The following is a 22,195-nucleotide window of genomic DNA, read 5'->3' on the forward strand; positions in this document are numbered from 1 at the left end:
GTCTGCAGTTTAACACAGACCTCACGGCGTATAAGCGACGCGGGAGGCGCAAAAATTCTGCCACGATCACGCTTTTTGGTAAGGATCGTTCAGCGCGGGATAAACGTCTTTAAGTGGTATGCCAAAATGGTCAAAAATATTCATCTGGAATACCTCTTGCCTCGTTGAGAGCTTAATCACAGAACGTAAAGCCCCTTAAAGCTATTTTTGGTATGCCAATAGTATCCGGCTGACCCTCTTATTCCATAAAAGCCCTTTTACTGAGGTATTACCCTATGGCATTACAGGAAAAACTGATCGACGCTCTGGGCAGTTTCGCCACCAGGTTCAACAGCTATCGCTACATTATGGCGATCAAGTCTGCCTTCATTACCTTAATGCCGGTCATCATCGTTGGCGCATTTTCTGTGCTGATCTCCAACATGGTACTGGATCCGAAAAACGGCCTGGCGAGCTTCCAGTCCCTGTCATTCCTCGCGGTGCTAAAACCCATAACCAGTGCGCTTAATTACGCGACCCTGAATTTCCTCAATATTGGCGCGGTGTTTTTAATTGGCATCGAACTGGGACGTATTAACGGCATAAAATCATTGTTCCCCGGTCTCCTGGCGGTGATCTGCTTTATCTGCGTGACGCCGACTACGGTAGAAATGCTGGTGGATGGCGAAATGCACGTGGTGAAGGATGTCCTTCTGCGTCAGTTCTCCGATACCCGCAGCCTGTTCCTCGGCATGTTTATCGCCATTCTTTCTGTAGAAATCTACTGCTGGCTGGAAAACCGCAAAGGGCTAAAGATCAGAATGCCGGATACCGTGCCGCCTAACGTGGCCGCGTCGTTCTCCGCGTTGATCCCGGCGATCATCACGACCACTGCCATTGCCACATTTGGTTTCGTATTCCATCAAATCACGGGCATGTATCTTTACGATGCGGTCTATCAGGTGGTGCAACAGCCGCTGGAGCGCGTGGTGCAAAGTCTGCCGGGCATTCTGCTGCTGATGTTTGTGGCTCAGCTGTTCTGGGTGATTGGGATCCATGGCAACCAGATGATTAAGCCTATTCGCGAGCCGCTGCTGCTGGGGGCGATCACCGTCAACATGAGCGCCTTTGAGCAGGGTAAAGAGGTCCCTAACATCATCACCATGCCGTTCTGGGACGTGTATATGAGCATCGGTGGCTCGGGGCTCACTATCGGTTTGCTGATTGCGGTCATGATCGGCACCAAACGTAAAGAGATGAAGGAGATTGCCAAACTCTCTATCGGCCCCGGCATCTTTAACATCAACGAGCCGGTGATCTTCGGCATGCCAATCATGCTTAACCCGATCCTCGCTATTCCCTTCATTATCACCCCACTGGTGACCGGATCTATTGGCTACTTTGCGACGGTAACCGGTTTTGCCGGTAAAGCCGTGGTGATGGTGCCGTGGACTACACCGCCGCTGATTAACGCCTGGCTTTCCACCGCAGGGTCGATGGGGGCGGTGATCACCCAGCTTATTTGCATCGTCACTGCCGTCATTATCTATCTGCCGTTTGTGAAGATTGCCTCACGCCGCGCAGAACAGGCCGCGCTGCAGCAAGCCACCGATAACGTGTGAGGATGCAATGAGCATAAAAAAGATAACTCTTCCGCAGGACTTTATTCTCGGCGCGGCGGCGTCAGCCTGGCAAACCGAAGGCTGGAGCGGCAAAAAACCGGGCCAGGATTCGTGGATAGACCTCTGGTACAAGAACGATCGTCACGTCTGGCACAACGGTTATGGCCCGGCGGTGGCAACCGATTTTATTAACCGCTTTCGCGAAGATGTGGCGCTGATGAAACAGGCAGGGCTGACGCACTACCGGACCTCGATAAACTGGTCCCGTTTTTTGACCGATTATGAAAACGTGACGGTAGATGAGGAGTACGCCGCGTATTACGCCGCCCTGTTCGATGAAATGCACCGTCAGGGCATTGAGCCGATGATCTGCCTGGAGCATTACGAACTTCCCGGCGTGCTGCTTGAAAAATACGGCGGCTGGGCGTCGAAGCATGTGGTTGAGCTGTTTGTCCACTATGCGGAGAAGGTGTTTGAACGCTTCCACGGCAAAGTGACCCGCTGGTTTACCTTCAACGAGCCGATTGTGGTCCAGACCCGTGTTTATCTTGACGCGCTGCGCTGGCCGTATGAGCAGAACACCAGCACCTGGATGCAGTGGAATCACCACAAGGTGCTGGCGACGGCGAAAGTTGTGAAGCTGTTTCGCGCCAAAGGCTACCGCGGCTCGGTGGGCTGTATCCTTAATCCGGAAGTGACCTATCCGCGCTCCCGCGCGCCGCATGACGTGCGGGCGGCAGAAATGTACGATCTGTTCTACAACCGCGTTTTTCTCGATCCTCTGGTGCACGGGCATTATCCATCGGCGCTTTTTATCCTGCTGGAACAGCATCAGGTTCAGTGGGACTACACGGCAGACGAGCTGGCGCTAATAGCGGAAAACACCGTTGATGAGCTGGGAATCAACCTGTATTACCCGCACCGCGTGAAAGCGCCTTCCCGTGCCTGGCACCCGGAAACCCCGTTCCACCCGGCCTACTACTACGAGCCGTTTGAGCTGCCGGGGCGGCGGATGAACTCCTCCCGCGGCTGGGAAATTTACCCGCGCATTATCTACGACATGGCGATGCGGATTAAACAGGAATACCGCAACATCGACTGGTTCGTGGCGGAGAGCGGGATGGGCGTGGAAAACGAAGCGCAGTTTCGCAACGATGACGGCATCATCGACGACAGCTACCGCATTGTGTTTATCAGCGAGCACCTTTACTACGCGCTGCTGGCGCGGGAGGAGGGGGCGAACTGCCACGGCTATATGCTGTGGGCGTTCACGGATAACGTCTCACCGATGAATGCTTTTAAAAACCGCTACGGGCTGATTGAGATCGACCTCGGGAACAACCGCGCCCGGCGCGCGAAAAAATCGGCAACCTGGTTTCGTCAGCTGCGCGATACGCGCGTCCTCACGCTCAGCGTTGACGATGAATCGAAGTAAGCGAAAACCATGCGGGTTCTGGTAAAATAGTGCACAAACTGGCCGGGAGGACGCCCGGCCTGCGCATTAACTGAAAAAAACAGGTGGTAACGTGGATAAGGCTGTCATCCTGCCGGAAAAAAAACAGTACCAGGAAATTGGCGAGGATTTGCGGGCGCAGATTATCCAGGGGCACTACCCCGTTGGTTCCCGTCTGCCGCCGGAGCGAAATATCGCTGAGACGTATGGCGTGAGCCGCACCATCGTGCGCGAGGCGCTGCTGATGCTGGAGTTACAGGGTACGGTAGATATCCGTCAGGGGTCTGGCGTGTATGTCATGCGCATCCCGGAAGAACACGAAGACGAAGAAGAGCGTTTTCTTAACAGCGACGTGGGGCCGTTTGAGATCCTGCAGGCGCGCCAGCTTCTTGAGAGCAACATTGCCGCGTTTGCCGCCAAAATGGCGACGCGCGCCGATATCGACAACCTGCGCCGAATCATCGAGCAGGAGCAGCGCGCGATAGCCGCCGACGATAACAGCCAGGATAACAACAAGATGTTCCACCTGGTGCTGGCGGGCGCAACGCAAAACCAGATGCTGCTGGCGACGGTGGAAAGCATCTGGCACCACATGGACAGCAGCCCGCTATGGCAGCAGTTTAATGTACACATCGCCAGCCGTGCATACCGTCTGAAATGGCTGGGCGACAGGCAAACTATCCTTGCGGCGCTCCGTCGTCGTGACGTGATGGGGGCCTGGCAGGCGATGTTCCAGCATCTCGAAAATGTCAAAAAGAGCTTACTTGAACTCTCGGATGAAGATGCGCCAGATTTTGACGGCTATCTGTTTGAGTCCGTACCGATTTTCCAGGGGAAACTGGTATGACGATTGTGCCTCTTTACGCCGCGCCTCAGTATGCGGAGCAGGTGACAGACTGGATCTGGCAGGCCTTTGGCGAGGGGCTTCCTCGGGAATTTTTCCACAGCATCATAGAGCACAGCCAGACGCCGGGGGCATTACCTTTGACATTTATTGCCATAGAAGACGAACAACTTCTCGGCACTGTGGGGCTCTGGCGCTGCGATTTAATCACCCGACAGGATCTCTTTCCGTGGCTGGCGGCGCTGTACGTCGACGACGCGGCGCGCGGAAAAGGGCTGGCGGGGCAGCTTCAGCAGCATGTTATGACCTGCGCCGGGCAGGCCGGGTACGAGGAGCTCTACCTGTGGTCTGCCTGCCGTGACTTCTATGAACGTTACGGCTGGCAGTACATTGGCGATGCGCTCGAATACCCGAACAAGACGGTACACCTTTACCGCTATTCGCTCTGCGCTTCTGCAGGCGACGCAACGGAGTGACGGCGCACCAGGGTTGGGCTGAAGAGATGGGTAATATCCGGCGGCTGGCGTTGCTCTGCCAGCGCTAACGCCAGCTCTGCGGCCTGTGTCGCCATCGTGATGATAGGGTAGCGTACGGTGGTCAGGCGAGGGCGTACGTAGCGGGAGACCAGCACATCATCAAAGCCAATCAGCGAGATTTCTGCCGGCACCTCGACCCCATTGTCATTCAGCACCCCCATTGCCCCAGCGGCCATGGAGTCGTTATAGCTTGCCACCGCCGTGAAATTCCGTCCGCGGCCCAGCAGCTCGGTCATGGCCTGTTCACCACCGCTCTCATCTGGCTCACCGTAGGCCACCAGACGGTCATTGCACGGCAGACCGTTTTCACGCAGGGCATCGTAGTAGCCCTGCAGGCGGTCTTCCGCATCAGAAATTGGGTGATTTGAACAGAGATAACCAATCCGGGTATGCCCCTGCTGAATCAGATGACGGGTAGCAAGCCACGCGCCGTAGCGGTCGTCGAGCGCTACGCAGCGTTTTTCAAACCCGGGAATAATACGGTTGATGATTACCATCCCGGGGATCTGCTTCATCAGATGAATCAGTTCGGCATCCGGGATCATTTTGGCGTGAACAACCAGCGCCGCGCAGCGGTGGCGGATCAGTTGCTCGATGGCCTGGCGTTCTTTTTGTTCATTATGATAGCCATTGCCGATCAGCAAAAAATTACCTGTCTGATAAGAAACCTGCTCAACCGCTTTTACCATCGCGCCGAAAAAGGGGTCAGAAACATCGCCCACCACCAGCCCAATGGTTTCTGTGGACTGCTGGGCGAGTGCGCGGGCGTTGGCATTGGGATGATAGTTCAGGGATTCCATGGCGCTTTGTACCGCCTGGCGTGATGCGTCACTGGCTTTTGGGGAGTTGTTAATCACACGCGAGACGGTTGCCACCGACACACCTGCCAGACGGGCCACATCCTTTATTGTCGCCATTCATTACCTTCTTATTGGGGGTAAGCGTTTACACACCAAATAGTGTTGCGGAAAAGTGGCGCGCATTCAAGGGGAGTGGATTTCCGTTCTCCACAAACGTGACGCAGGACAACCCTGATAGTGTAATCGTTACACGCGTAGTCATGTCTGGAAAATGTCATTCTGAACCTTTAGTTACACTTTGCCTCAGGCTGTTGCGATTATCCGATAGCGAGGATGTTAACGAGATTGATACAGTCGAGATCCCAGAGGTATTGATTGGTGAGAATTCTTAGTACGGTTTCGTACTCATCTCTTGCACCAACCTGCGCGGATGCGCAGGTTTTTTTTCGCCTCCATTTTTGCTGTCGCTCCCGTATCACTTCTCGTGTAATCTGCCACCATTTACTATCAACCCTCCACACTGGCTGGCAAAGGGAGTTGAGATGCTATTTGGGTTCTTCCGTACACTTTTCCGTATTCTCTTTCGCATCCGCGTCACTGGCGATGCCCAGGCGCTTCGTGGCGAACGCGTTTTAATCACTCCAAATCATGTTTCCTTTATCGATGGCATCCTGCTGGCGTTGTTTTTGCCCGTGCGTCCGGTGTTTGCGGTGTATACCTCCATTAGCCAGCAGTGGTACATGCGCTGGCTCACGCCGTTGATTGATTTTGTGCCGCTCGACCCGACAAAACCGATGATGATTAAGCATCTGGTGCGTCTGGTAGAGCAGGGGCGTCCGGTGGTCATTTTCCCGGAAGGGCGCATTTCAGTGACCGGTTCGCTGATGAAAATCTACGATGGCGCGGGGTTTGTCGCGGCGAAGTCAAAAGCGACCGTGGTGCCGCTGCGTATTGAAGGGGCAGAGCTGACCCATTTCAGCCGTCTGAAGGGGCTGGTGAAACAGCGTCTGTTCCCAAAAATCACGCTGCATCTTCTGCCGCCAACGTCGCTACCGATGCCCGATGCGCCGCGTGCCCGCGATCGCCGTAAAATCGCCGGGGAAATGCTGCATCAGATTATGATGGAAGCGCGTATGGCTGTTCGCCCGCGCGAAACGCTGTACGAATCTCTGCTTTCCGCGCAGCACCGCTATGGCGCGAAGAAAAACTGTATCGAAGACATCAACTTTACCCCGGATACCTATCGCAAACTGCTGACCAAAACCCTGTTTGTGGGCCGTATTCTTGAGAAGTACAGCAAGCAGGGCGAAAAGATTGGCCTGATGCTGCCTAACGCGGGCATCAGCGCGGCGGTGATTTTTGGTGCGGTTTCACGGGGCCGTATTCCGGCAATGATGAACTATACGGCGGGTGTTAAAGGGCTGACCAGCGCCATTACCGCCGCTCAGATTAATACCGTCTTTACCTCCCGTCAGTTCCTGGACAAAGGCAAACTGTGGCATCTTCCCGAGCAGCTCACCCAGGTGCGCTGGGTCTTCCTGGAAGATCTGAAAGCGGACGTGACCACCGGCGACAAGCTGTGGATTTTTGCTCACCTGCTGATGCCGCGTCTGGCCCAGGTCAAACAGCAGCCGGAAGATGACGCGATTATTCTCTTCACGTCGGGTTCAGAGGGCAACCCGAAGGGCGTTGTCCATAGCCACAAGAGTATTCTGGCTAACGTTGAGCAGATCAAAAGCATTGCCGACTTTACTGCGGATGACCGTTTTATGTCGGCGCTGCCGCTGTTCCACTCCTTTGGCCTGACGGTGGGGCTGTTTACGCCGCTGCTAACCGGCGCAGAAGTGTTCCTCTATCCAAGCCCGCTGCATTACCGCATTGTGCCTGAGCTGGTGTATGACCGTAACTGCACCGTCCTGTTCGGGACCTCAACCTTCCTGGGTAACTATGCGCGTTTTGCCAATCCGTATGATTTCTATCGCGTGCGGTATGTGGTGGCTGGCGCGGAAAAACTGCAGGAGAGCACGCGTCAGATCTGGCAGGACAAGTTTGGCCTGCGCATTCTTGAAGGCTATGGCGTTACCGAGTGTGCGCCCGTGGTCTCGATTAACGTACCGATGGCGGCGAAACCGGGTACGGTTGGCCGAATTCTGCCGGGGATGGACGCGCGTTTGCTGGCCGTGCCGGGCATTGAGGACGGTGGCCGTCTGCAGCTGAAGGGGCCAAACGTGATGAACGGTTATCTGCGCGTGGAAAACCCAGGCCGGCTGGAGGTGCCGACAGCGGAAAACGTCAACGGCGAGATTGAAACCGGCTGGTACGACACCGGTGATATTGTCCGTTTTGATGAACAAGGCTTTGTTCAGATTCAGGGACGCGCAAAACGCTTCGCCAAAATTGCCGGCGAAATGGTCTCTCTGGAAATGGTTGAGCAACTGGCGACAGCTGTATCCGCCGATAAGATGCATGCAACCGTGGTGAAGAGTGATATCAGCAAAGGTGAGGCGCTGGTGCTGTTCACGACAGACAGCGAGCTTAAGCGCGACAGGTTACTTAGCTATGCGCGTGAACATGGTATTCCTGAACTGGCAGTGCCGCGCGATATTCGCTACCTGAAGCAGCTCCCGGTGCTGGGGAGCGGGAAGCCCGATTTCGTGACCCTGAAAGGCATGGTTGAAGAGGCGGAACAGCAAAATGCGTGAGTCAGTACACACTAACACATCGCTCCGGTCAAAAGGCATGATGGCCGTTATTGCCGCACAGTTTCTCTCTGCATTCGGCGATAACGCGCTGTTGTTTGCCACTCTGGCGCTGCTGAAAGCTGAGTTTTACCCCGACTGGAGTCAGCCGATCCTGCAGATGGTGTTTGTGGGCGCTTACATTGTCTTTGCTCCGTTTGTGGGGCAGGTGGCGGACAGTTTCCCTAAAGGCCGGGTAATGATGTTTGCCAACGGTCTCAAACTGCTGGGCGCCGCCAGTATTTGCTTTGGTTTCAATCCGTTTATTGGCTACACGCTGGTGGGCATTGGCGCCGCCGCCTACTCCCCGGCGAAGTATGGCATCCTCGGAGAACTGACCACGGGCGATAAGCTGGTGAAAGCCAATGGCCTGATGGAGTCGTCAACTATTGCCGCTATCCTGCTCGGCTCCGTTGCGGGCGGCGTACTGGCCGACTGGCATGTCCTGGCGGCACTGGGCGTGTGTGCGGTGGTATATGGCGGCGCGGTCGTCGCTAACCTGTTCATTCCGAAACTCCCGGTGGCTCGCCCGGGGCAATCCTGGCGCTTTAAACCGATGACCGGCAGTTTCTTTAATGCCTGCCGTGTGCTGTGGCGTAACGGTGAAACGCGTTTCTCCCTGATGGGAACCAGTATGTTCTGGGGCGCGGGCGTTACGCTGCGCTTCCTGCTGGTCCTGTGGGTGCCGGTGGCGCTGGGGATCACTGACAACGCGACGCCGACCTATCTCAATGCAATGGTGGCTATCGGCATTGTGGTTGGGGCAGGTGCTGCGGCGAAGTTGGTGACGCTAGAAACGGTAGCGCGCTGCATGCCGGCAGGGATCCTGATTGGCGTCGTGGTGCTTATTTTCTCGCTGCAGCATGCTTTATTGCCTGCGTATGTCCTCCTTGTCCTGATTGGTATTCTGGGGGGCTTCTTTGTGGTACCGCTGAACGCGTTACTGCAGGAACGTGGCAAGCAGACCGTTGGGGCGGGGAATGCTATTGCGGTACAAAACCTGGGTGAAAACCTGGCGATGCTGTTGATGCTGGGGCTCTATTCACTGGCGGTAAAAGTCGGTGTGCCGGTTGTGGGGATTGGCGTCGGATTTGGTGGGCTGTTCGCACTGGCGATTGCCGGATTATGGCTTTGGCAGCGTCGCCGTTGATCTCTATGCCCGGTGGCAGCTTCGCCTTACCGGGCCTGCAAAATCAGCAAACATCACGAAACGTAGGCCGGGTCAGGCGAAGCTGCCACCCGGCAAAAGCGTCCAGCTATGGTGCCGGGTATGTGTATACCTGATGCACCGCTTCAATCTCCGCTAACACCTCTTCACTCAGGTTCAGATGGAAACTCTCAATATTGGTTTTCAGCTGTTCCAGGGTGGTCGCGCCCAGCAGGGTGCTGGCAACAAACGGTTGACGACGCACGAAGGCAAGCGCCATCTGCGCAGGGTCAAGACCGTGACGCTTTGCGATATCCACATAGGCTGCAACGGCTTTCTGCGTCTGCTCGCCGCTGTAGCGGGTAAAGCGGCTAAAGAGGGTGTTACGCGCTCCGGCCGGTTTTGCGCCGTTCAGGTATTTCCCCGTCAGCGTGCCAAAGCCGAGACAGGAATAGGCGAGCAGTTCCACTTCTTCATATTGCGTCACTTCGGCCAGGCCTACCTCATAGCTGCGGTTAAGCAGGCTGTACGGGTTCTGGATGGTGACGATGCGAGGCAGATCGTGTTTATCCGCCAGGTGCAGATAGCGCATTACCCCAAAGGCCGTTTCGTTAGACACGCCAATATAGCGAATTTTTCCCGCGCGCTGGCACTCGGTCAGCGCTTCCAGCGTTTCCAGTAGCGTAACGGCGGGGGCACTCTCATTCCAGCTGTAGCCGAGCTTACCGAAGCAGTTGGTTGGGCGCTGTGGCCAGTGCACCTGGTAGAGATCGAGGTAGTCGGTTTGCAGACGCTTCAGGCTTGCATCCAGCGCGGCGCGGATATTCTTGCGATCGAGGACTTGGTTCGGACGGATCCCGGTATCGTTGTTGCGCGCGGGACCACTGACTTTTGAGGCAATCACCAGCTTTTCACGGTTACCGTGTTTTGCCAGCCAGTTACCGACGTAGGTTTCGGTAAGTCCCTGCGTTTCCGGACGTGGCGGAACAGGGTACATCTCTGCGACATCAATCAGGTTAATGCCCTGGCTGACGGCATAATCGAGTTGAGCATGGGCATCGGCTTCGCTGTTTTGTTCACCAAATGTCATCGTGCCCAACCCCAGTTGGCTTATTTCCAGTGCGCTGTGGGGGATACGGTGATAATGCATAGCCGGCTTCCTCATAAGACATATAGACCGCGTCAGGGTGTACCCGACAAAGGAATATAAACATGGCAGAGGGGAAGCAAAAGGGGAAGAAAAAAATCAAAAAGGCCAGCAAGCTACTGACCTCTCTCTGATTATCGCTCGATAATTTGCGACACTTCGTCGCGATTGATCTGCATTTTATTGCCTTCCTGGTCGCGGTAGCTGACCAGACCGGTATCATCATCGACTTCGGGTTTACCGTCAGTCAGGATCATTCGACCATCTTTTGTCGCCATGACGTAATCGCTACTACAGCCCGATACGGCAAATGCTAAACCGACTGCTGAAACTAACACTGCCCATTTTTTCATCGTTATCGTCCTCATCTGGCTCGTATCAAATCATAGTCTAGTTTTAACCCGATATAGCAAGAGGAGAAAGCGGTAAAATCTTAAAAACCAGGTGATTATGTTTGAGAGCTCGCAAAATAAGTAAAAAACTATGTTTTTAAGAGAAAATGGCGGGCAAGAAGCGCGCCGGTGAAATTCTTTTTGAGATAAAAACCGCGCGGCAAGGTCAGTATTGGCTCGCCCTGTGCACCGATTGCCTCGGTGAGCGCTTTGCTATTGGCCGCTTTTGGGCGCAGCTGTAACACTTCTCCGTGTCGGGCGGTGATGCGCTCAACCTGCCCAAGAACAATCATGTCCATCAGTTCTTCCCAGTCCAGACGCAGCTGATGTTCCTCATCGTCGTTCGGACTCCAAAGCAGCGGTGCGCCAACGCGGCGGTCAGCCAGCGGGATCTGACGCTCACCTTCAACCGGTACCCACAGGACGCGCTTTAGCTTGTGGCGAACGTGGCTGGTTTCCCAGGTCACGCCAGTATTGCCGGTTAATGGCGCAACACAGACGAAGGTGGTTTCAAGGGGCTTCCCCTGGCGGTCTACAGGAATGGTTTTTAACTCTACGCCAAGAGCGGCAAAATCTTGCTCAGGTTTGCTCCCTGCGCTGGCACCCAGCCACAACTCAAGCAGCATGCCGATCCAGCCTTTATCCCGTTTCAGATCCTTCGGGATCTGAAGCCCCGCTATTGCCGCCAGCTCGCCAAGCGAAAAGCCTGCCAGGCGCTGTGCCTGCTGTAGCAACAGGTTCTCGCTAGAGGGAGGTAAGAGCAAGGGTGTAAGCGGATGCATGGAGGTAACCTTTTGATTAAAAAATAAACGAAGAATTTGTCCCCTGTGGATGGAGTTTAACTTTTTCTGTACCAATATGACATCTCTATGATTTATAGGATTTTTTATCGGCTTGAAATCGTTTCACTCGCGTCAGAAAACGGGTTGTTCAAATCTGGTCACTGACAATGAACAGGATCTTACACCATGTTATCCACAGAAAAATGGGATAACTGGGTATAACCCTGACTACTGTTTCAATTTACAGCCTTGACGTGCGATGAAAATCGAATTTTCAGACAAATTGTGACTAACTTATTGGCACAATCTGTGGATAAAACCGACGCTGTTCGATCTTTCATCAGCACGACGATCCCTGATGTGATGATCGTCACGCTATTCTGATTTTTGTAGATGAAAACGTGTATAACTATATGAAAATAATGGTTTTACATAAATATGATTTAAGAGGGAGTCAGGCGGTGATGAAGGTTGTTCATCGGTAATTAGACACTTCTTCACAACTATATCCACAGAAAAGGTGAATAAAATTCCCTTCACTGTCGCTCATCTGTTCATAACTCAGCACTTATTTGTGAGTTATTCAAATGTTATTAGGTTGCAGCCCTGTAAGAGAGTGGTTTACCGCCTCCCTGTAGTGTGAAACAATCATTCATATATAAGGTTTAGTTTGGGGTAGTCCGGTGATTGATGACGATGGCTACCGCCCGAACGTAGGAATAGTAATTTGTAATCGTCAGGGCCAGGTAATGTGGGCCCGGCGATATGGTCAGCACTCCTGGCAGTTCCCGCAAGGCGGGATCAATCCGGGAGAGTCCCCAGAACAAGCGATGTACCGGGAGCTTTTTGAAGAGGTCGGTTTAAGCCGTAAAGATGTTCGCATCCTGGCTTCGACCCGCAACTGGTTGCGTTACAAGTTACCGAAACGTTTGGTGCGTTGGGACACAAAGCCGGTTTGTATCGGCCAGAAACAGAAGTGGTTTCTGTTGCAGTTGGTGGGCAACGATTCAGACATCAATATGCAAACCAGCAGTACGCCGGAGTTTGATGGCTGGCGCTGGGTTAGCTATTGGTATCCTGTTCGTCAGGTCGTGTCATTTAAACGCGATGTTTACCGTAGGGTGATGAAAGAGTTTGCAAGTGTGGTGATGCAGCTTCAGGAGATCCCGCCTAAGCCGCAGAGCACACCTGCCTGGCGACGTAAAAGAGGTTAAGCTACGCAAATCATGCTCACCCGCTTGCGAGAAATAGTCGAGAAGGTGGCCAGTGCTCCGCGTCTGAACGAGGCGCTGAATATTCTGGTCACTGACATCTGTCTTGCTATGGAGACCGAGGTCTGTTCGGTATATCTGGCCGACCACGATCGGCGCTGCTATTACCTGATGGCAACCCGTGGGTTGAAAAAACCACGTGGACGCACCGTCACGCTCGCATTTGACGAAGGTATTGTGGGCCTGGTTGGACGGCTGGCTGAACCTATCAACCTTGCTGACGCGCAAAAACATCCCAGCTTTAAATACATCCCTTCCGTAAAAGAAGAGCGCTTCCGCGCTTTCCTTGGCGTGCCGATTATCCAGCGTCGCCAGTTGCTCGGCGTGTTGGTTGTCCAGCAGCGTGAGCTACGTCAGTACGATGAAAGCGAAGAGTCTTTCCTCGTGACGCTGGCCACGCAGATGGCGGCGATCCTCTCCCAGTCTCAGCTTGCCGCGCTTTTTGGCCAGTACCGCCATACGCGCATTCGTGCCCTTCCGGCATCGCCAGGCGTGGCGATTGCCGAAGGCTGGATGGACGCCACGCTGCCGTTAATGGAGCAGGTTTACGAAGCCTCTACGCTTGATGAAGCGCTTGAGCGCGAGCGCCTTACCGCCGCGCTGGAAGAGGCGGCGAATGAATTTCGTCGTTACAGCAAGCGTTTTGCCGCAGGCGCGCAAAAAGAGACGGCGGCCATCTTCGACCTTTATTCGCACCTGCTCTCTGATGCGCGTCTGCGCCGTGAGCTTTTTGCAGAAGTGGATAAAGGCTCGGTCGCGGAGTGGGCGGTTAAGAAGGTTATCGAAAAATTTGCCGACCAATTCGCGGCGCTGACCGATGGTTACCTGAAAGAGCGGGCAGGGGACCTGCGGGCCCTCGGACAACGCCTGCTGTTCCACCTTGATGACACCATTCAGGGGGCGAATGCCTGGCCAAAACGGTTTGTTCTGGTCGCAGACGAACTCTCAGCAACGACGCTGGCTGAACTGCCTCAGGACAGGCTGGCCGGTGTCGTGGTGCGCGATGGTGCAGCCAACTCACATGCCGCCATTATGGTGCGCGCGCTGGGTATTCCCACCGTTATGGGGGCGGATATCCAGCCGTCGGTACTGCATCGCCGTACGCTGGTGGTCGACGGCTACCGCGGTGAGCTGTTGGTCGATCCTGAGCCGGTTCTGCTCCAGGAATACCAGCGTCTTATCAGCGAAGAGAATGAATTAAGCAAGCTGGCAGAAGATGACGTTAACCTGCCCGCACAGCTTAAGAGCGGTGAGCGGATCAAAGTCATGCTCAATGCCGGTTTAAGCCCCGAGCACGAAGAAAAGCTCGGCAGCCGCATTGACGGTATAGGCTTATACCGTACAGAAATCCCGTTCATGCTGCAGAGCGGTTTTCCCTCCGAAGAGGAGCAGGTGGCGCAGTATCAGGGAATGCTGCAGATGTTTAACGACAAACCTGTCACCTTGCGTACCCTTGACGTCGGGGCAGATAAACAGCTGCCCTATATGCCGATCAGCGAAGAAAACCCGTGTCTGGGCTGGCGTGGGATCCGCATTACGCTCGATCAGCCTGAGATCTTCCTGATCCAGGTGCGCGCCATGCTGCGCGCCAACGCGGCGACGGGCAATCTCAGCATCTTACTGCCGATGGTCACCAGCATTGATGAGATCGACGAGTCACGTCGACTGATCGAACGTGCGGGCCGTGAAGTGGAAGAGATGATTGGCTATGCGATCCCGAAACCGCGAATTGGGGTGATGCTCGAAGTGCCTTCCATGGTCTTCATGCTGCCGCAGCTGGCAAACCGTGTCGATTTTATCTCCGTCGGCACGAACGACCTGACGCAATATATTCTGGCCGTTGACCGTAACAATACCCGCGTCGCCAGTATCTACGATAGCCTGCATCCGGCGATCATTCGCGCGCTGGCGATGATTGCCCGAGAAGCGGAGCAGCACGACATTGATTTACGCCTGTGCGGTGAAATGGCGGGGGATTCAATGTGCGTCGCGATCCTGATTGGTTTGGGGTATCGCCACCTGTCGATGAACGGCCGCGCCGTTGCACGCGTGAAGTATCTGTTGCGGCATATCGATATCGACGACGCCCGCGAGCTGGCTGAACGCAGCCTTGATGCGCAGCTGGCCGCTGAGGTCCGTCATCAGGTCGCTGCGTTTATGGAACGGCGCGGTATGGGCGGCCTGATCCGCGGCGGCCGCTAATCGTCTTTCGCCCTCTCCCTGTGGGAGGGGGCACCAGCGCGCATAAAACCCTATACACATCTTTTACATCTCTGGCGCATCCTCCGCGCCCGCCTTATGCTATGATTCGCAACTTTGGAGCCTCTGCTTACGGCAGAATCGCATTTCTACCGCTGTCCACTTTCAGCGGAATAACAACATCTTGTGGTGACAGATGAACAGTGGTTATCTGCATTTTCCGGAATTTGATCCGGTCATTTTCTCAGTAGGACCTGTTTCGCTTCACTGGTACGGTCTGATGTACCTGGTGGGCTTCATTTTTGCCATGTGGCTTGCTGGCCGTCGCGCCAGCCGTCCTGGCAGCGGCTGGACCAAAAACGAAGTTGAAAACCTGCTGTATGCGGGCTTCCTCGGCGTGTTCCTCGGTGGCCGTATTGGGTATGTGCTGTTCTATAACTTCCCGGTATTCCTGAACGATCCGCTCTATCTGTTCCGCGTGTGGGACGGCGGCATGTCCTTCCATGGCGGCCTGATTGGTGTGATCCTGGTGATGGTGATTTTTGCCAAACGCACCAAACGCAACTTCTTCCAGGTGTCAGATTTTATCGCACCGCTGATCCCGTTTGGTCTCGGCGCTGGTCGTCTGGGTAACTTCATCAACGGTGAGCTGTGGGGCCGCGTCGACCCGAGCGTGCCGTACACGATGCTCTTCCCGGGCTCCCGAGCAGAAGATATCGCGCTGCTGCCGTCGCATCCGGAGTGGCAGTCCCTTTTCGACACCTACGGCGTTCTGCCGCGCCATATGTCTCAGCTGTACGAGCTGGCGCTGGAAGGCGTGGTGCTGTTTATCATTCTGAACCTGTTTATCCGCAAACCTCGTCCAATGGGAGCTGTGTCCGGCCTGTTCCTGATTGGCTATGGCGCATTCCGTATTATCGTCGAGTTCTTCCGTCAGCCGGATGCGCAGTTTACCGGCGAATGGGTACAGTACATCAGCATGGGGCAGATCCTCTCCATTCCGATGATTGTCGCGGGTGCCATTATGATGATTTGGGCGTATCGTCGTCGTCCACAGCAACAGCTTTCCTGAGGAACCATGAAACAGTATCTTGAATTGATGAAAAAAGTGCTCGATGAGGGCACGCCAAAAAACGACCGCACCGGTACCGGTACGCTCTCCATTTTTGGCCACCAGATGCGCTTCAATCTGCAAGAAGGCTTCCCGCTGGTGACGACAAAGCGCTGCCACCTGCGCTCGATCATTCATGAACTGCTCTGGTTCCTGCAAGGCGATACCAACGTTGCGTATCTGCACGAAAATAACGTCTCAATCTGGGACGAATGGGCAGATGAAAACGGTAACCTTGGCCCGGTTTACGGCAAGCAGTGGCGCGCGTGGCCAACGCCTGACGGGCGCCATGTTGACCAGATCACGACCGTCATGAACCAGTTGAAAAACGATCCGGACTCGCGTCGAATCATTGTTTCTGCCTGGAACGTGGGCGAGCTGGATAAAATGGCGCTGGCGCCGTGTCACGCCTTCTTCCAGTTCTACGTGGCGGATGGCAAGCTTTCCTGTCAGCTCTACCAGCGTTCTTGCGACGTGTTCCTCGGCCTGCCGTTTAACATTGCCAGCTATGCGCTGTTAGTCCACATGATGGCGCAGCAGTGCGACCTGGAAGTGGGTGATTTCGTCTGGACCGGTGGGGACACCCATCTCTACAGTAACCATATGGAGCAGACGCATCTCCAGCTGACGCGCGAACCGCGCGCGCTGCCGAAGCTGATTATCAAACGCAAACCGGCGTCAATCTTCGATTACCGCTTTGATGATTTTGAGATTGAAGGTTACGACCCGCACCCTGGCATCAAAGCACCTGTTGCTATCTGATGCGATAAAGCGTGACACAACCGGTGCTGTTTAGCGCCGGTTTTTTTTCGTCTTCATCCCGTTTCCCGATACGCTATCCAGAAAGCGTGCAATGCGCTGCAACTCTCCCAATTCTGCGGATAACGCCTCGTAAAACGATAATTCGTCGCTCGTCATGTCCACGGCGCTTCGCCACACTCCCGGTATGAAAAAAGAGAACGGCTTTACGCTTGTCGAAACGCTGGTCGCCATTTCGCTTGTCGTTATCCTCAGCGTCTCAGGACTGTACGGCTGGGACAGCTGGCAACGGCAGCAGCAGCTGTGGCAAACCGCCTGTCAGGTGCGAGATTACCTGCTGTTCCTGCGCAACCATGCCAACCAGCATAACCGCGATCATCAAATTACCCTTCAGCGGGGTGGAGAAAGAGACTGTCTGGTGAGTTCTGCTTTGCAAAGCTGTGAGAAAGGCAACCCCTTTGCACTGATTCCACTCTGGCCTGACGTCACTGTGAGCGAGTTAACGCCGTCTTTAGGGTTCTATGGATTAAGGGATACTGCATGGGCAGGACGGATACGGGTTCAAAGCCGGGCAGGAGAATGGCTGATTATTGTCTCAAATGGAGGGCGCATCAGGATGTGTAAGGTCTCAGAGGGCGGTTTATGTTGATGAGACAGCGCGGTTTCTCACTGACTGAAGTGCTGATTGCCACGGCGATAAGCAGCCTTTTGCTGATAAGCGCATCGCGATTTTTGCCAGGGCTACAGCGGGCTGTATTACTGCAATCCGGCCAGCGAGAGCTGGAAGAAGAGGTCTGGCAACGCCTGTTTACCCTCGGAAAACAGCTTCAGCGCGCGGGATACTGCGCGGGTAACTGTCAGGGACAAGCGCTGGTGACGGCAAGGCAGGGCAGTTGTGTCATTGTGCGGTGGGACGCCAACAGTAACGGCAAATGGGATAGCACAGCATCAGAAAATGACAGCACCGGTTTTCGTCTGGAATCGGGCGCGCTGGAAACCCTGCGTGGCGCAACCTCGTGTGAAGGAAAAGGATGGGAAAAGCTGACAGACCCGGACAGGCTTGTCATCACGCACTTTGTGGTGAGTAAAGTTGAGCATGCCGCTTTTGCGCCAGAACTGAATATCGAACTGGCTGCCATTCGTAAAGGCGAACAGGGGGAGCCCTGGCAGGCCTGGCATACGGTCACGGGGTACAACCTGTGAACCGACAACGCGGGATGTCTTCGCTGGCACTGGTTCTGCTTTTACTGGTGCTTGGCAGCCTGATCCTCGCCGGTCTCAATCAGCAGCTTACAACGTTTAGTGCGCTCGTTGGCGGTGAGAGCTACTCACTTCAGCAACAGGCATCTGTGCAGTCTGCGCTTGAGTGGGGACGTGTTCAGAGCTGGTCATCAGAACCACGGGTTCAGTGCAAAAAAGCATCAACCTGGCGAGTGTGTCTGCGGCGACTTAGCGAGACGCATGTGTTACTGATTGCGGGCGGCAACGACCTGCTGCTCTGGCGCGCAGGAGAAATAATGAACGGAGAGGTTCGCTTTTCGCCTCACGGCTGGAGTGATTTTTGTCCACTAAAGGAGAGCGCGTTATGTCAGTTGCCGTGAGCCGAGAAAAAGGGTTTAGCATGGTTGAGGTCCTGTTGGCGATGATGTTGCTGGTGATTGTCGTAACGGCACTGTCGGGTTATCACCGGGTGCTGGCGGCGCGGTTTACCGTGTTTAATCAGTATCGCCAGCTCTGGCACCATGCCTGGAACCAGTCACAGCTCTCAACAAATGTTCTCCCCGAAGACTGGCAGGCCAGTCGGGGGCAGACAACGCTCGCCGGATGTGTCAGCATCACGGCTACACTTATTTCTCCTCTGGGGCGGCGCGGTGAGATAACGCGTCTGCATTGCCCGGTTAGCCAGTAGTCGGGAGCGTCTATGTTAAGGGTCTACCACTCAAATCGTCTGGATGTGCTGGAAGCACTGATGGAATTTATCGTTGAGCATGAGCGGCTTGACGATCCTTTTGAGCCTGAGATGGTGCTGGTGCAGAGCACCGGTATGGCACAGTGGCTGCAAATGTCGCTCTCCCGTAAATTTGGTATAGCCGCGAATATTGATTTCCCGCTACCCGCGAGTTTTATCTGGGAGATGTTTGTCCGTGTGTTGCCGGACATTCCGGAGCAAAGCGCCTTCAACAAGCAAGGCATGAGCTGGAAGCTGATGGCGCTGCTGCCAGAAATGCTGCAGCACGATGAATTCGCCATGCTGCGCCACTACCTCAATGACGATGCCGATAAACGCAAGCTGTTCCAGCTGGCGTCGCGCACCGCCGATCTTTATGACCAGTATCTGGTATACCGTCCGGAATGGCTGACTCACTGGGAAGCCGGCGAGCTTGTGGAAGGTTTACCGGAGGCGCAGATCTGGCAGGCTCCCCTGTGGAAAGCACTGGTGGAACATACGGAGAAACTTGGCCAGCCTAAGTGGCACCGTGCCAACCTCTACCAACGGTTTATCTCCATTCTGCAAAACAGCGCTGAACGACCGGCACGACTGCCTTCTCGCGTGTTTATCTGCGGTATTTCGGCATTGCCACCGGTTTACCTGCAGGCGTTGAACGCGCTGGGTAAACATATCGACATTCATATTTTATTTACGAATCCATGTCGCCACTACTGGGGGGATATTCAGGATGGTCGCTGGCTTTCCCGGCTTGTGACCCGCCAGAGGCGACGCCTTTTTGAAGAGCGTACCGTGCCCCTGTTTAAAGACGGAGCCTCTGCCGCGCAGCTTTTCGATGAAAACGGTATTCAGAACCTGCCGAATCCACTGCTTGCCTCATGGGGGAAACTGGGGCGTGATTATATTCATATGTTGTCCGACATCACGTCCTCAGGTGAAGGGGACGTGGATGCCTTTGTCGAGATCGCTCCGGATAGCCTGCTGCACAATATTCAGCTAGATATTCTGGATCTGGAAAACCGTGCCGTCATGGGCGTGACGGCGAACGAGTTCGAACGCAGCGACAAGAAACGGAAGCTGGAGGCTGACGATCGCAGTATCAGTCTTCACGTTTGCCATAGCCCACAGCGTGAGGTCGAAGTGCTTCACGACCAGCTACTGGCGATGCTGCAGGAGGATCCCGAACTGACGCCGCGCGACATCGTGGTGATGGTGTCGGATATCGACAGCTACAGCCCCTTCATTCAGGCCGTCTTTGGTAGTGCGACGGGCGAGCGATACCTGCCTTACGCCATCTCGGACCGCCGCGCCCGTCAATCTCATCCGGTATTACAGGCATTTATCACTTTGCTGTCCCTTCCGGATAGCCGGTTTATCTCCGAAGATGTCCTGGCGTTACTGGATGTGCCCGTGCTGGCCGCACGCTTCAACATCAATGAAGAGGGGTTACGTTACCTTCGCCAGTGGGTGAACGAGTCTGGCGTGCGTTGGGGTATTGACGACGATAACGTCCAGGAGTTTGAGCTTCCCCCAACTGGTCAACACACGTGGCGGTTTGGCCTGACGCGTATGTTATTGGGCTACGCCATGGAAAGCAGCCAGGGCGAGTGGAATGAGGTACTGCCTTACGATGAATCCAGTGGGTTAATTGCTGAACTGGTGGGGCATTTAGCGTCGCTACTGATGCAGCTTAACCGCTGGCGTCGCGAGCTGATGCAGCCGCGTGCGCTTGAAGAGTGGCTCCCGGTTTGCAGGGCGTTACTCACTGATTTCTTCCTGCCGGACAGCGACACCGAAGCGGCGATGGCGCTCATTGAAACGCAGTGGCAGGCTATCGCCGACGAGGGCGTAAATTCCCACTATCACGAGGCGATTCCTTTATCACTGCTGAGAGATGAGCTGACGCAGCGGCTTGACCAGGAGCGAATCAGCCAGCGTTTCCTGGCCGGCCCCATCAATATTTGCACCCTAATGCCAATGCGTTCTATCCCGTTTAAAGTAGTTTGTCTGCTGGGCATGAATGATGGCGTTTATCCACGTGCCCTGGCGCCGCTGGGGTTCGACTTGATGAGCGCAGATCCAAAGCGCGGCGACCGTAGCCGCCGCGATGATGACCGCTACCTCTTCCTTGAAGCGCTCATTTCCGCACAGAACACGCTTTATATCAGCTACATCGGTCGCTCCATTCAGGACAACAGCGAGCGTTTCCCTTCCGTTCTGGTGCAGGAACTGGTGGATTATATCGGCCAGAGCCACTACCTGCCGGGGGATGAAGAGCGCAACTGTGATGAAAGCGAGCAGAGGGTGAAAGCCCATATCACCTGTTTACACAGCCGCATGCCGTTTGACCCGGTGAACTACGTTGCCAGCGAGCGCCAGAGCTATGCGCAGGAGTGGCTACCGGCGGCGAAAAAAGAGGGGAGCGCGCATACCGATTTCATTCAGGAACTTGACCCGCGGCCGATTGATACCCTGACCTTCGAACAGCTTCAGCGTTTTTGGGCGCATCCGGTGCGCGCTTTCTTCCAGCAACGATTACAGGTTAACTTCCGTTCTGAAGAGAGCGAAATTCCTGATGCAGAACCCTTCACCCTGGAAGGGCTGGAGCGCTATCAGTTAAATCTGCAGCTGCTGAATGCGCTGGTTGAAGAGGAAGATGCTGACAAACTCTACCGCCGCTACCGTGCGGCAGGGCAACTGCCCTATGGAGCATTCGGGGAGATTGTCTGGGAGGCGCAGTGCCTTGAGATGACCGCTCTGGCAGAGCGCGTGAGAGAGTGCCGACAGCCCGGAAAAAGTATTGAAATCGATCTCAGGTGCAGCGGCGTACAGCTCACGGGCTGGTTAACTCAGGTTCAGCCAGATGGGCTGCTGCGCTGGCGGCCTTCTATGCTGAGCGTGTCTCAGGGGTTGCAACTCTGGCTGGAACATCTTGTCTACAGTGCGGGTGGTCATAAAGGCGAAAGCCGGATTTTCGTGCGCAAAGAGGGCGAATGGCGCTTCCCGCCGATGGAGGCGGAGCAAGCGTTAAGTTACCTGTCTTTGTACATTGAGGGCTACCGTCAGGGAATGAACAAACCGCTCCTGCTGCTGCCGGAAAGCGGCGGTGCCTGGATAAAAGCCTGTTATGACGCGCAGAATGATGCGATGTTAACGGACGAGGCGTCACTGCAGAAAGCGCGCAGTAAATTTATGCAGGCCTACGAAGGAAACATGATGGTGCGCGGCGAAGGTGAAGATGTCTGGTATCAGCGCTTATGGCGCACGCTTGAACCAGAGTACTTCGAGACTATCAAGGAAGAGGCGCAGCGCTACCTGTTACCGTTGTTCAAATTTAATCAGTCCTGAGCGCTGTATAAAAATTGCGCAGCATAGGGTGTTCATTTATGATGCACTTCTTATCACGGACTGATGTACCCAATAAAGAGATGTTGGCGTGTCCAGCACGCAATGTGTTAATGATGTAG

The 22,195-nt window shown here is 54.8% G+C and carries 19 protein-coding genes; 15 read left to right on the top strand and 4 right to left on the bottom strand.

Features of this window, described 5'->3' with window-relative positions:
• The first annotated feature begins 275 nt into the window (after positions 1-275).
• The 4 genes from PYW49_RS11435 (at position 276) to PYW49_RS11450 (ending at position 4,374) form a co-directional block, all read left to right on the top strand.
• On the top strand, positions 276-1,601 hold the full coding sequence (locus PYW49_RS11435; protein WP_134348850.1) for a PTS sugar transporter subunit IIC: 1,326 nt from the start codon (positions 276-278) through the stop codon (positions 1,599-1,601).
• A gap of 7 nt (positions 1,602-1,608) precedes the next feature.
• A complete protein-coding gene (locus PYW49_RS11440; RefSeq protein ID WP_320386467.1) occupies positions 1,609-3,036 on the top strand; it encodes a glycoside hydrolase family 1 protein in 1,428 nt (475 codons plus the stop codon).
• Positions 3,037-3,127: 91 nt separating this feature from the next.
• On the top strand, positions 3,128-3,901 hold the full coding sequence (locus PYW49_RS11445) for a GntR family transcriptional regulator (protein ID WP_320386468.1): 774 nt from the start codon (positions 3,128-3,130) through the stop codon (positions 3,899-3,901).
• Complete coding sequence (locus PYW49_RS11450) at positions 3,898-4,374, top strand: GNAT family N-acetyltransferase (RefSeq protein ID WP_320386469.1); 477 nt, start codon at positions 3,898-3,900, stop codon at positions 4,372-4,374. Before PYW49_RS11445 ends, PYW49_RS11450 begins: the two co-directional genes overlap by 4 nt.
• Here PYW49_RS11450 and galR read toward each other — a convergent pair.
• A complete protein-coding gene (galR, locus tag PYW49_RS11455; protein WP_047347980.1) occupies positions 4,335-5,351 on the bottom strand; it encodes an HTH-type transcriptional regulator GalR in 1,017 nt (338 codons plus the stop codon). The two genes, PYW49_RS11450 and galR, sit on opposite strands and share 40 nt — an antisense overlap.
• Positions 5,352-5,776: 425 nt before the next feature.
• Between galR and aas the strand changes: the two genes are divergently transcribed.
• Positions 5,777-7,936: a bifunctional acyl-ACP--phospholipid O-acyltransferase/long-chain-fatty-acid--ACP ligase gene (gene aas, locus PYW49_RS11460; protein ID WP_134348853.1), complete on the top strand. Its 2,160-nt coding sequence runs from the start codon at positions 5,777-5,779 to the stop codon at positions 7,934-7,936.
• A complete protein-coding gene (gene lplT / locus PYW49_RS11465) occupies positions 7,929-9,122 on the top strand; it encodes a lysophospholipid transporter LplT (RefSeq protein ID WP_134348854.1) in 1,194 nt (397 codons plus the stop codon). The genes aas and lplT overlap by 8 nt, the downstream gene beginning before the upstream one ends.
• 106 nt (positions 9,123-9,228) lie before the next feature.
• On the opposite strand, the gene PYW49_RS11470 is transcribed toward lplT, so the two are convergent.
• From PYW49_RS11470 to mutH, 3 genes are all read right to left on the bottom strand, one after another.
• The gene (locus tag PYW49_RS11470) at positions 9,229-10,269 is read right to left on the bottom strand and encodes an NADP(H)-dependent aldo-keto reductase (RefSeq protein WP_134348855.1); all 1,041 of its coding nucleotides are present in this window, start codon (positions 10,267-10,269) and stop codon (positions 9,229-9,231) included.
• Between the two features lie 131 nt (positions 10,270-10,400).
• Positions 10,401-10,619 carry a YgdI/YgdR family lipoprotein gene (locus PYW49_RS11475; protein WP_008499668.1) on the bottom strand — a complete coding sequence of 73 codons (219 nt, stop codon included), beginning with the start codon at positions 10,617-10,619 and terminating at the stop codon, positions 10,401-10,403.
• Positions 10,620-10,747: 128 nt separating this feature from the next.
• The gene (gene mutH, locus PYW49_RS11480; RefSeq protein ID WP_134348856.1) at positions 10,748-11,440 is read right to left on the bottom strand and encodes a DNA mismatch repair endonuclease MutH; all 693 of its coding nucleotides are present in this window, start codon (positions 11,438-11,440) and stop codon (positions 10,748-10,750) included.
• 683 nt (positions 11,441-12,123) lie between these two features.
• On the opposite strand from mutH, the gene rppH reads away from it, so the two are divergent.
• The 9 genes from rppH to recC all read left to right on the top strand — a co-directional run bounded on the left by rppH (position 12,124) and on the right by recC (position 22,076).
• Complete coding sequence (rppH, locus tag PYW49_RS11485; protein ID WP_029883214.1) at positions 12,124-12,654, top strand: RNA pyrophosphohydrolase; 531 nt, start codon at positions 12,124-12,126, stop codon at positions 12,652-12,654.
• A gap of 12 nt (positions 12,655-12,666) precedes the next feature.
• On the top strand, positions 12,667-14,913 hold the full coding sequence (gene ptsP, locus PYW49_RS11490; protein ID WP_320386470.1) for a phosphoenolpyruvate--protein phosphotransferase: 2,247 nt from the start codon (positions 12,667-12,669) through the stop codon (positions 14,911-14,913).
• A 193-nt stretch (positions 14,914-15,106) separates the two neighbouring features.
• Positions 15,107-15,982: a prolipoprotein diacylglyceryl transferase gene (lgt, locus tag PYW49_RS11495; protein WP_047347987.1), complete on the top strand. Its 876-nt coding sequence runs from the start codon at positions 15,107-15,109 to the stop codon at positions 15,980-15,982.
• A 6-nt stretch (positions 15,983-15,988) separates the two neighbouring features.
• Positions 15,989-16,783: a thymidylate synthase gene (gene thyA / locus PYW49_RS11500; RefSeq protein WP_320386471.1), complete on the top strand. Its 795-nt coding sequence runs from the start codon at positions 15,989-15,991 to the stop codon at positions 16,781-16,783.
• 184 nt (positions 16,784-16,967) lie between these two features.
• The gene (locus PYW49_RS11505; RefSeq protein ID WP_320386472.1) at positions 16,968-17,429 is read left to right on the top strand and encodes a prepilin peptidase-dependent protein; all 462 of its coding nucleotides are present in this window, start codon (positions 16,968-16,970) and stop codon (positions 17,427-17,429) included.
• Positions 17,423-17,983, top strand: a complete 561-nt coding sequence (locus tag PYW49_RS11510; protein ID WP_320386473.1) for a prepilin peptidase-dependent protein — start codon at positions 17,423-17,425, stop codon at positions 17,981-17,983. Before PYW49_RS11505 ends, PYW49_RS11510 begins: the two co-directional genes overlap by 7 nt.
• A complete protein-coding gene (locus tag PYW49_RS11515) occupies positions 17,980-18,381 on the top strand; it encodes a DUF2509 family protein (RefSeq protein WP_320386474.1) in 402 nt (133 codons plus the stop codon). Before PYW49_RS11510 ends, PYW49_RS11515 begins: the two co-directional genes overlap by 4 nt.
• Positions 18,366-18,689, top strand: a complete 324-nt coding sequence (locus PYW49_RS11520; RefSeq protein WP_320386475.1) for a prepilin-type N-terminal cleavage/methylation domain-containing protein — start codon at positions 18,366-18,368, stop codon at positions 18,687-18,689. Before PYW49_RS11515 ends, PYW49_RS11520 begins: the two co-directional genes overlap by 16 nt.
• Positions 18,690-18,701: 12 nt before the next feature.
• On the top strand, positions 18,702-22,076 hold the full coding sequence (recC, locus tag PYW49_RS11525; protein ID WP_320386476.1) for an exodeoxyribonuclease V subunit gamma: 3,375 nt from the start codon (positions 18,702-18,704) through the stop codon (positions 22,074-22,076).
• The last annotated feature ends 119 nt before the right edge of the window (positions 22,077-22,195 follow it).

It is taken from the genome of Enterobacter chinensis (assembly GCF_034008295.1).
Classification (GTDB): domain Bacteria; phylum Pseudomonadota; class Gammaproteobacteria; order Enterobacterales; family Enterobacteriaceae; genus Enterobacter; species Enterobacter chinensis.

Coding starts and splice junctions, on each gene's coding strand:
- PYW49_RS11510 (WP_320386473.1), top strand. CDS start 17,423: ATGTTGATGAGACAGCGCGGTTTCTCACTGACTGAAGTGCTGATTGCC.
- PYW49_RS11475 (WP_008499668.1), bottom strand. CDS start 10,619: ATGAAAAAATGGGCAGTGTTAGTTTCAGCAGTCGGTTTAGCATTTGCC.
- thyA (WP_320386471.1), top strand. CDS start 15,989: ATGAAACAGTATCTTGAATTGATGAAAAAAGTGCTCGATGAGGGCACG.
- galR (WP_047347980.1), bottom strand. CDS start 5,351: ATGGCGACAATAAAGGATGTGGCCCGTCTGGCAGGTGTGTCGGTGGCA.
- PYW49_RS11450 (WP_320386469.1), top strand. CDS start 3,898: ATGACGATTGTGCCTCTTTACGCCGCGCCTCAGTATGCGGAGCAGGTG.
- PYW49_RS11440 (WP_320386467.1), top strand. CDS start 1,609: ATGAGCATAAAAAAGATAACTCTTCCGCAGGACTTTATTCTCGGCGCG.
- aas (WP_134348853.1), top strand. CDS start 5,777: ATGCTATTTGGGTTCTTCCGTACACTTTTCCGTATTCTCTTTCGCATC.
- recC (WP_320386476.1), top strand. CDS start 18,702: ATGTTAAGGGTCTACCACTCAAATCGTCTGGATGTGCTGGAAGCACTG.
- mutH (WP_134348856.1), bottom strand. CDS start 11,440: ATGCATCCGCTTACACCCTTGCTCTTACCTCCCTCTAGCGAGAACCTG.
- ptsP (WP_320386470.1), top strand. CDS start 12,667: ATGCTCACCCGCTTGCGAGAAATAGTCGAGAAGGTGGCCAGTGCTCCG.
- lgt (WP_047347987.1), top strand. CDS start 15,107: ATGAACAGTGGTTATCTGCATTTTCCGGAATTTGATCCGGTCATTTTC.
- PYW49_RS11470 (WP_134348855.1), bottom strand. CDS start 10,269: ATGCATTATCACCGTATCCCCCACAGCGCACTGGAAATAAGCCAACTG.
- PYW49_RS11505 (WP_320386472.1), top strand. CDS start 16,968: ATGAAAAAAGAGAACGGCTTTACGCTTGTCGAAACGCTGGTCGCCATT.
- PYW49_RS11435 (WP_134348850.1), top strand. CDS start 276: ATGGCATTACAGGAAAAACTGATCGACGCTCTGGGCAGTTTCGCCACC.
- PYW49_RS11520 (WP_320386475.1), top strand. CDS start 18,366: ATGTCAGTTGCCGTGAGCCGAGAAAAAGGGTTTAGCATGGTTGAGGTC.
- lplT (WP_134348854.1), top strand. CDS start 7,929: ATGCGTGAGTCAGTACACACTAACACATCGCTCCGGTCAAAAGGCATG.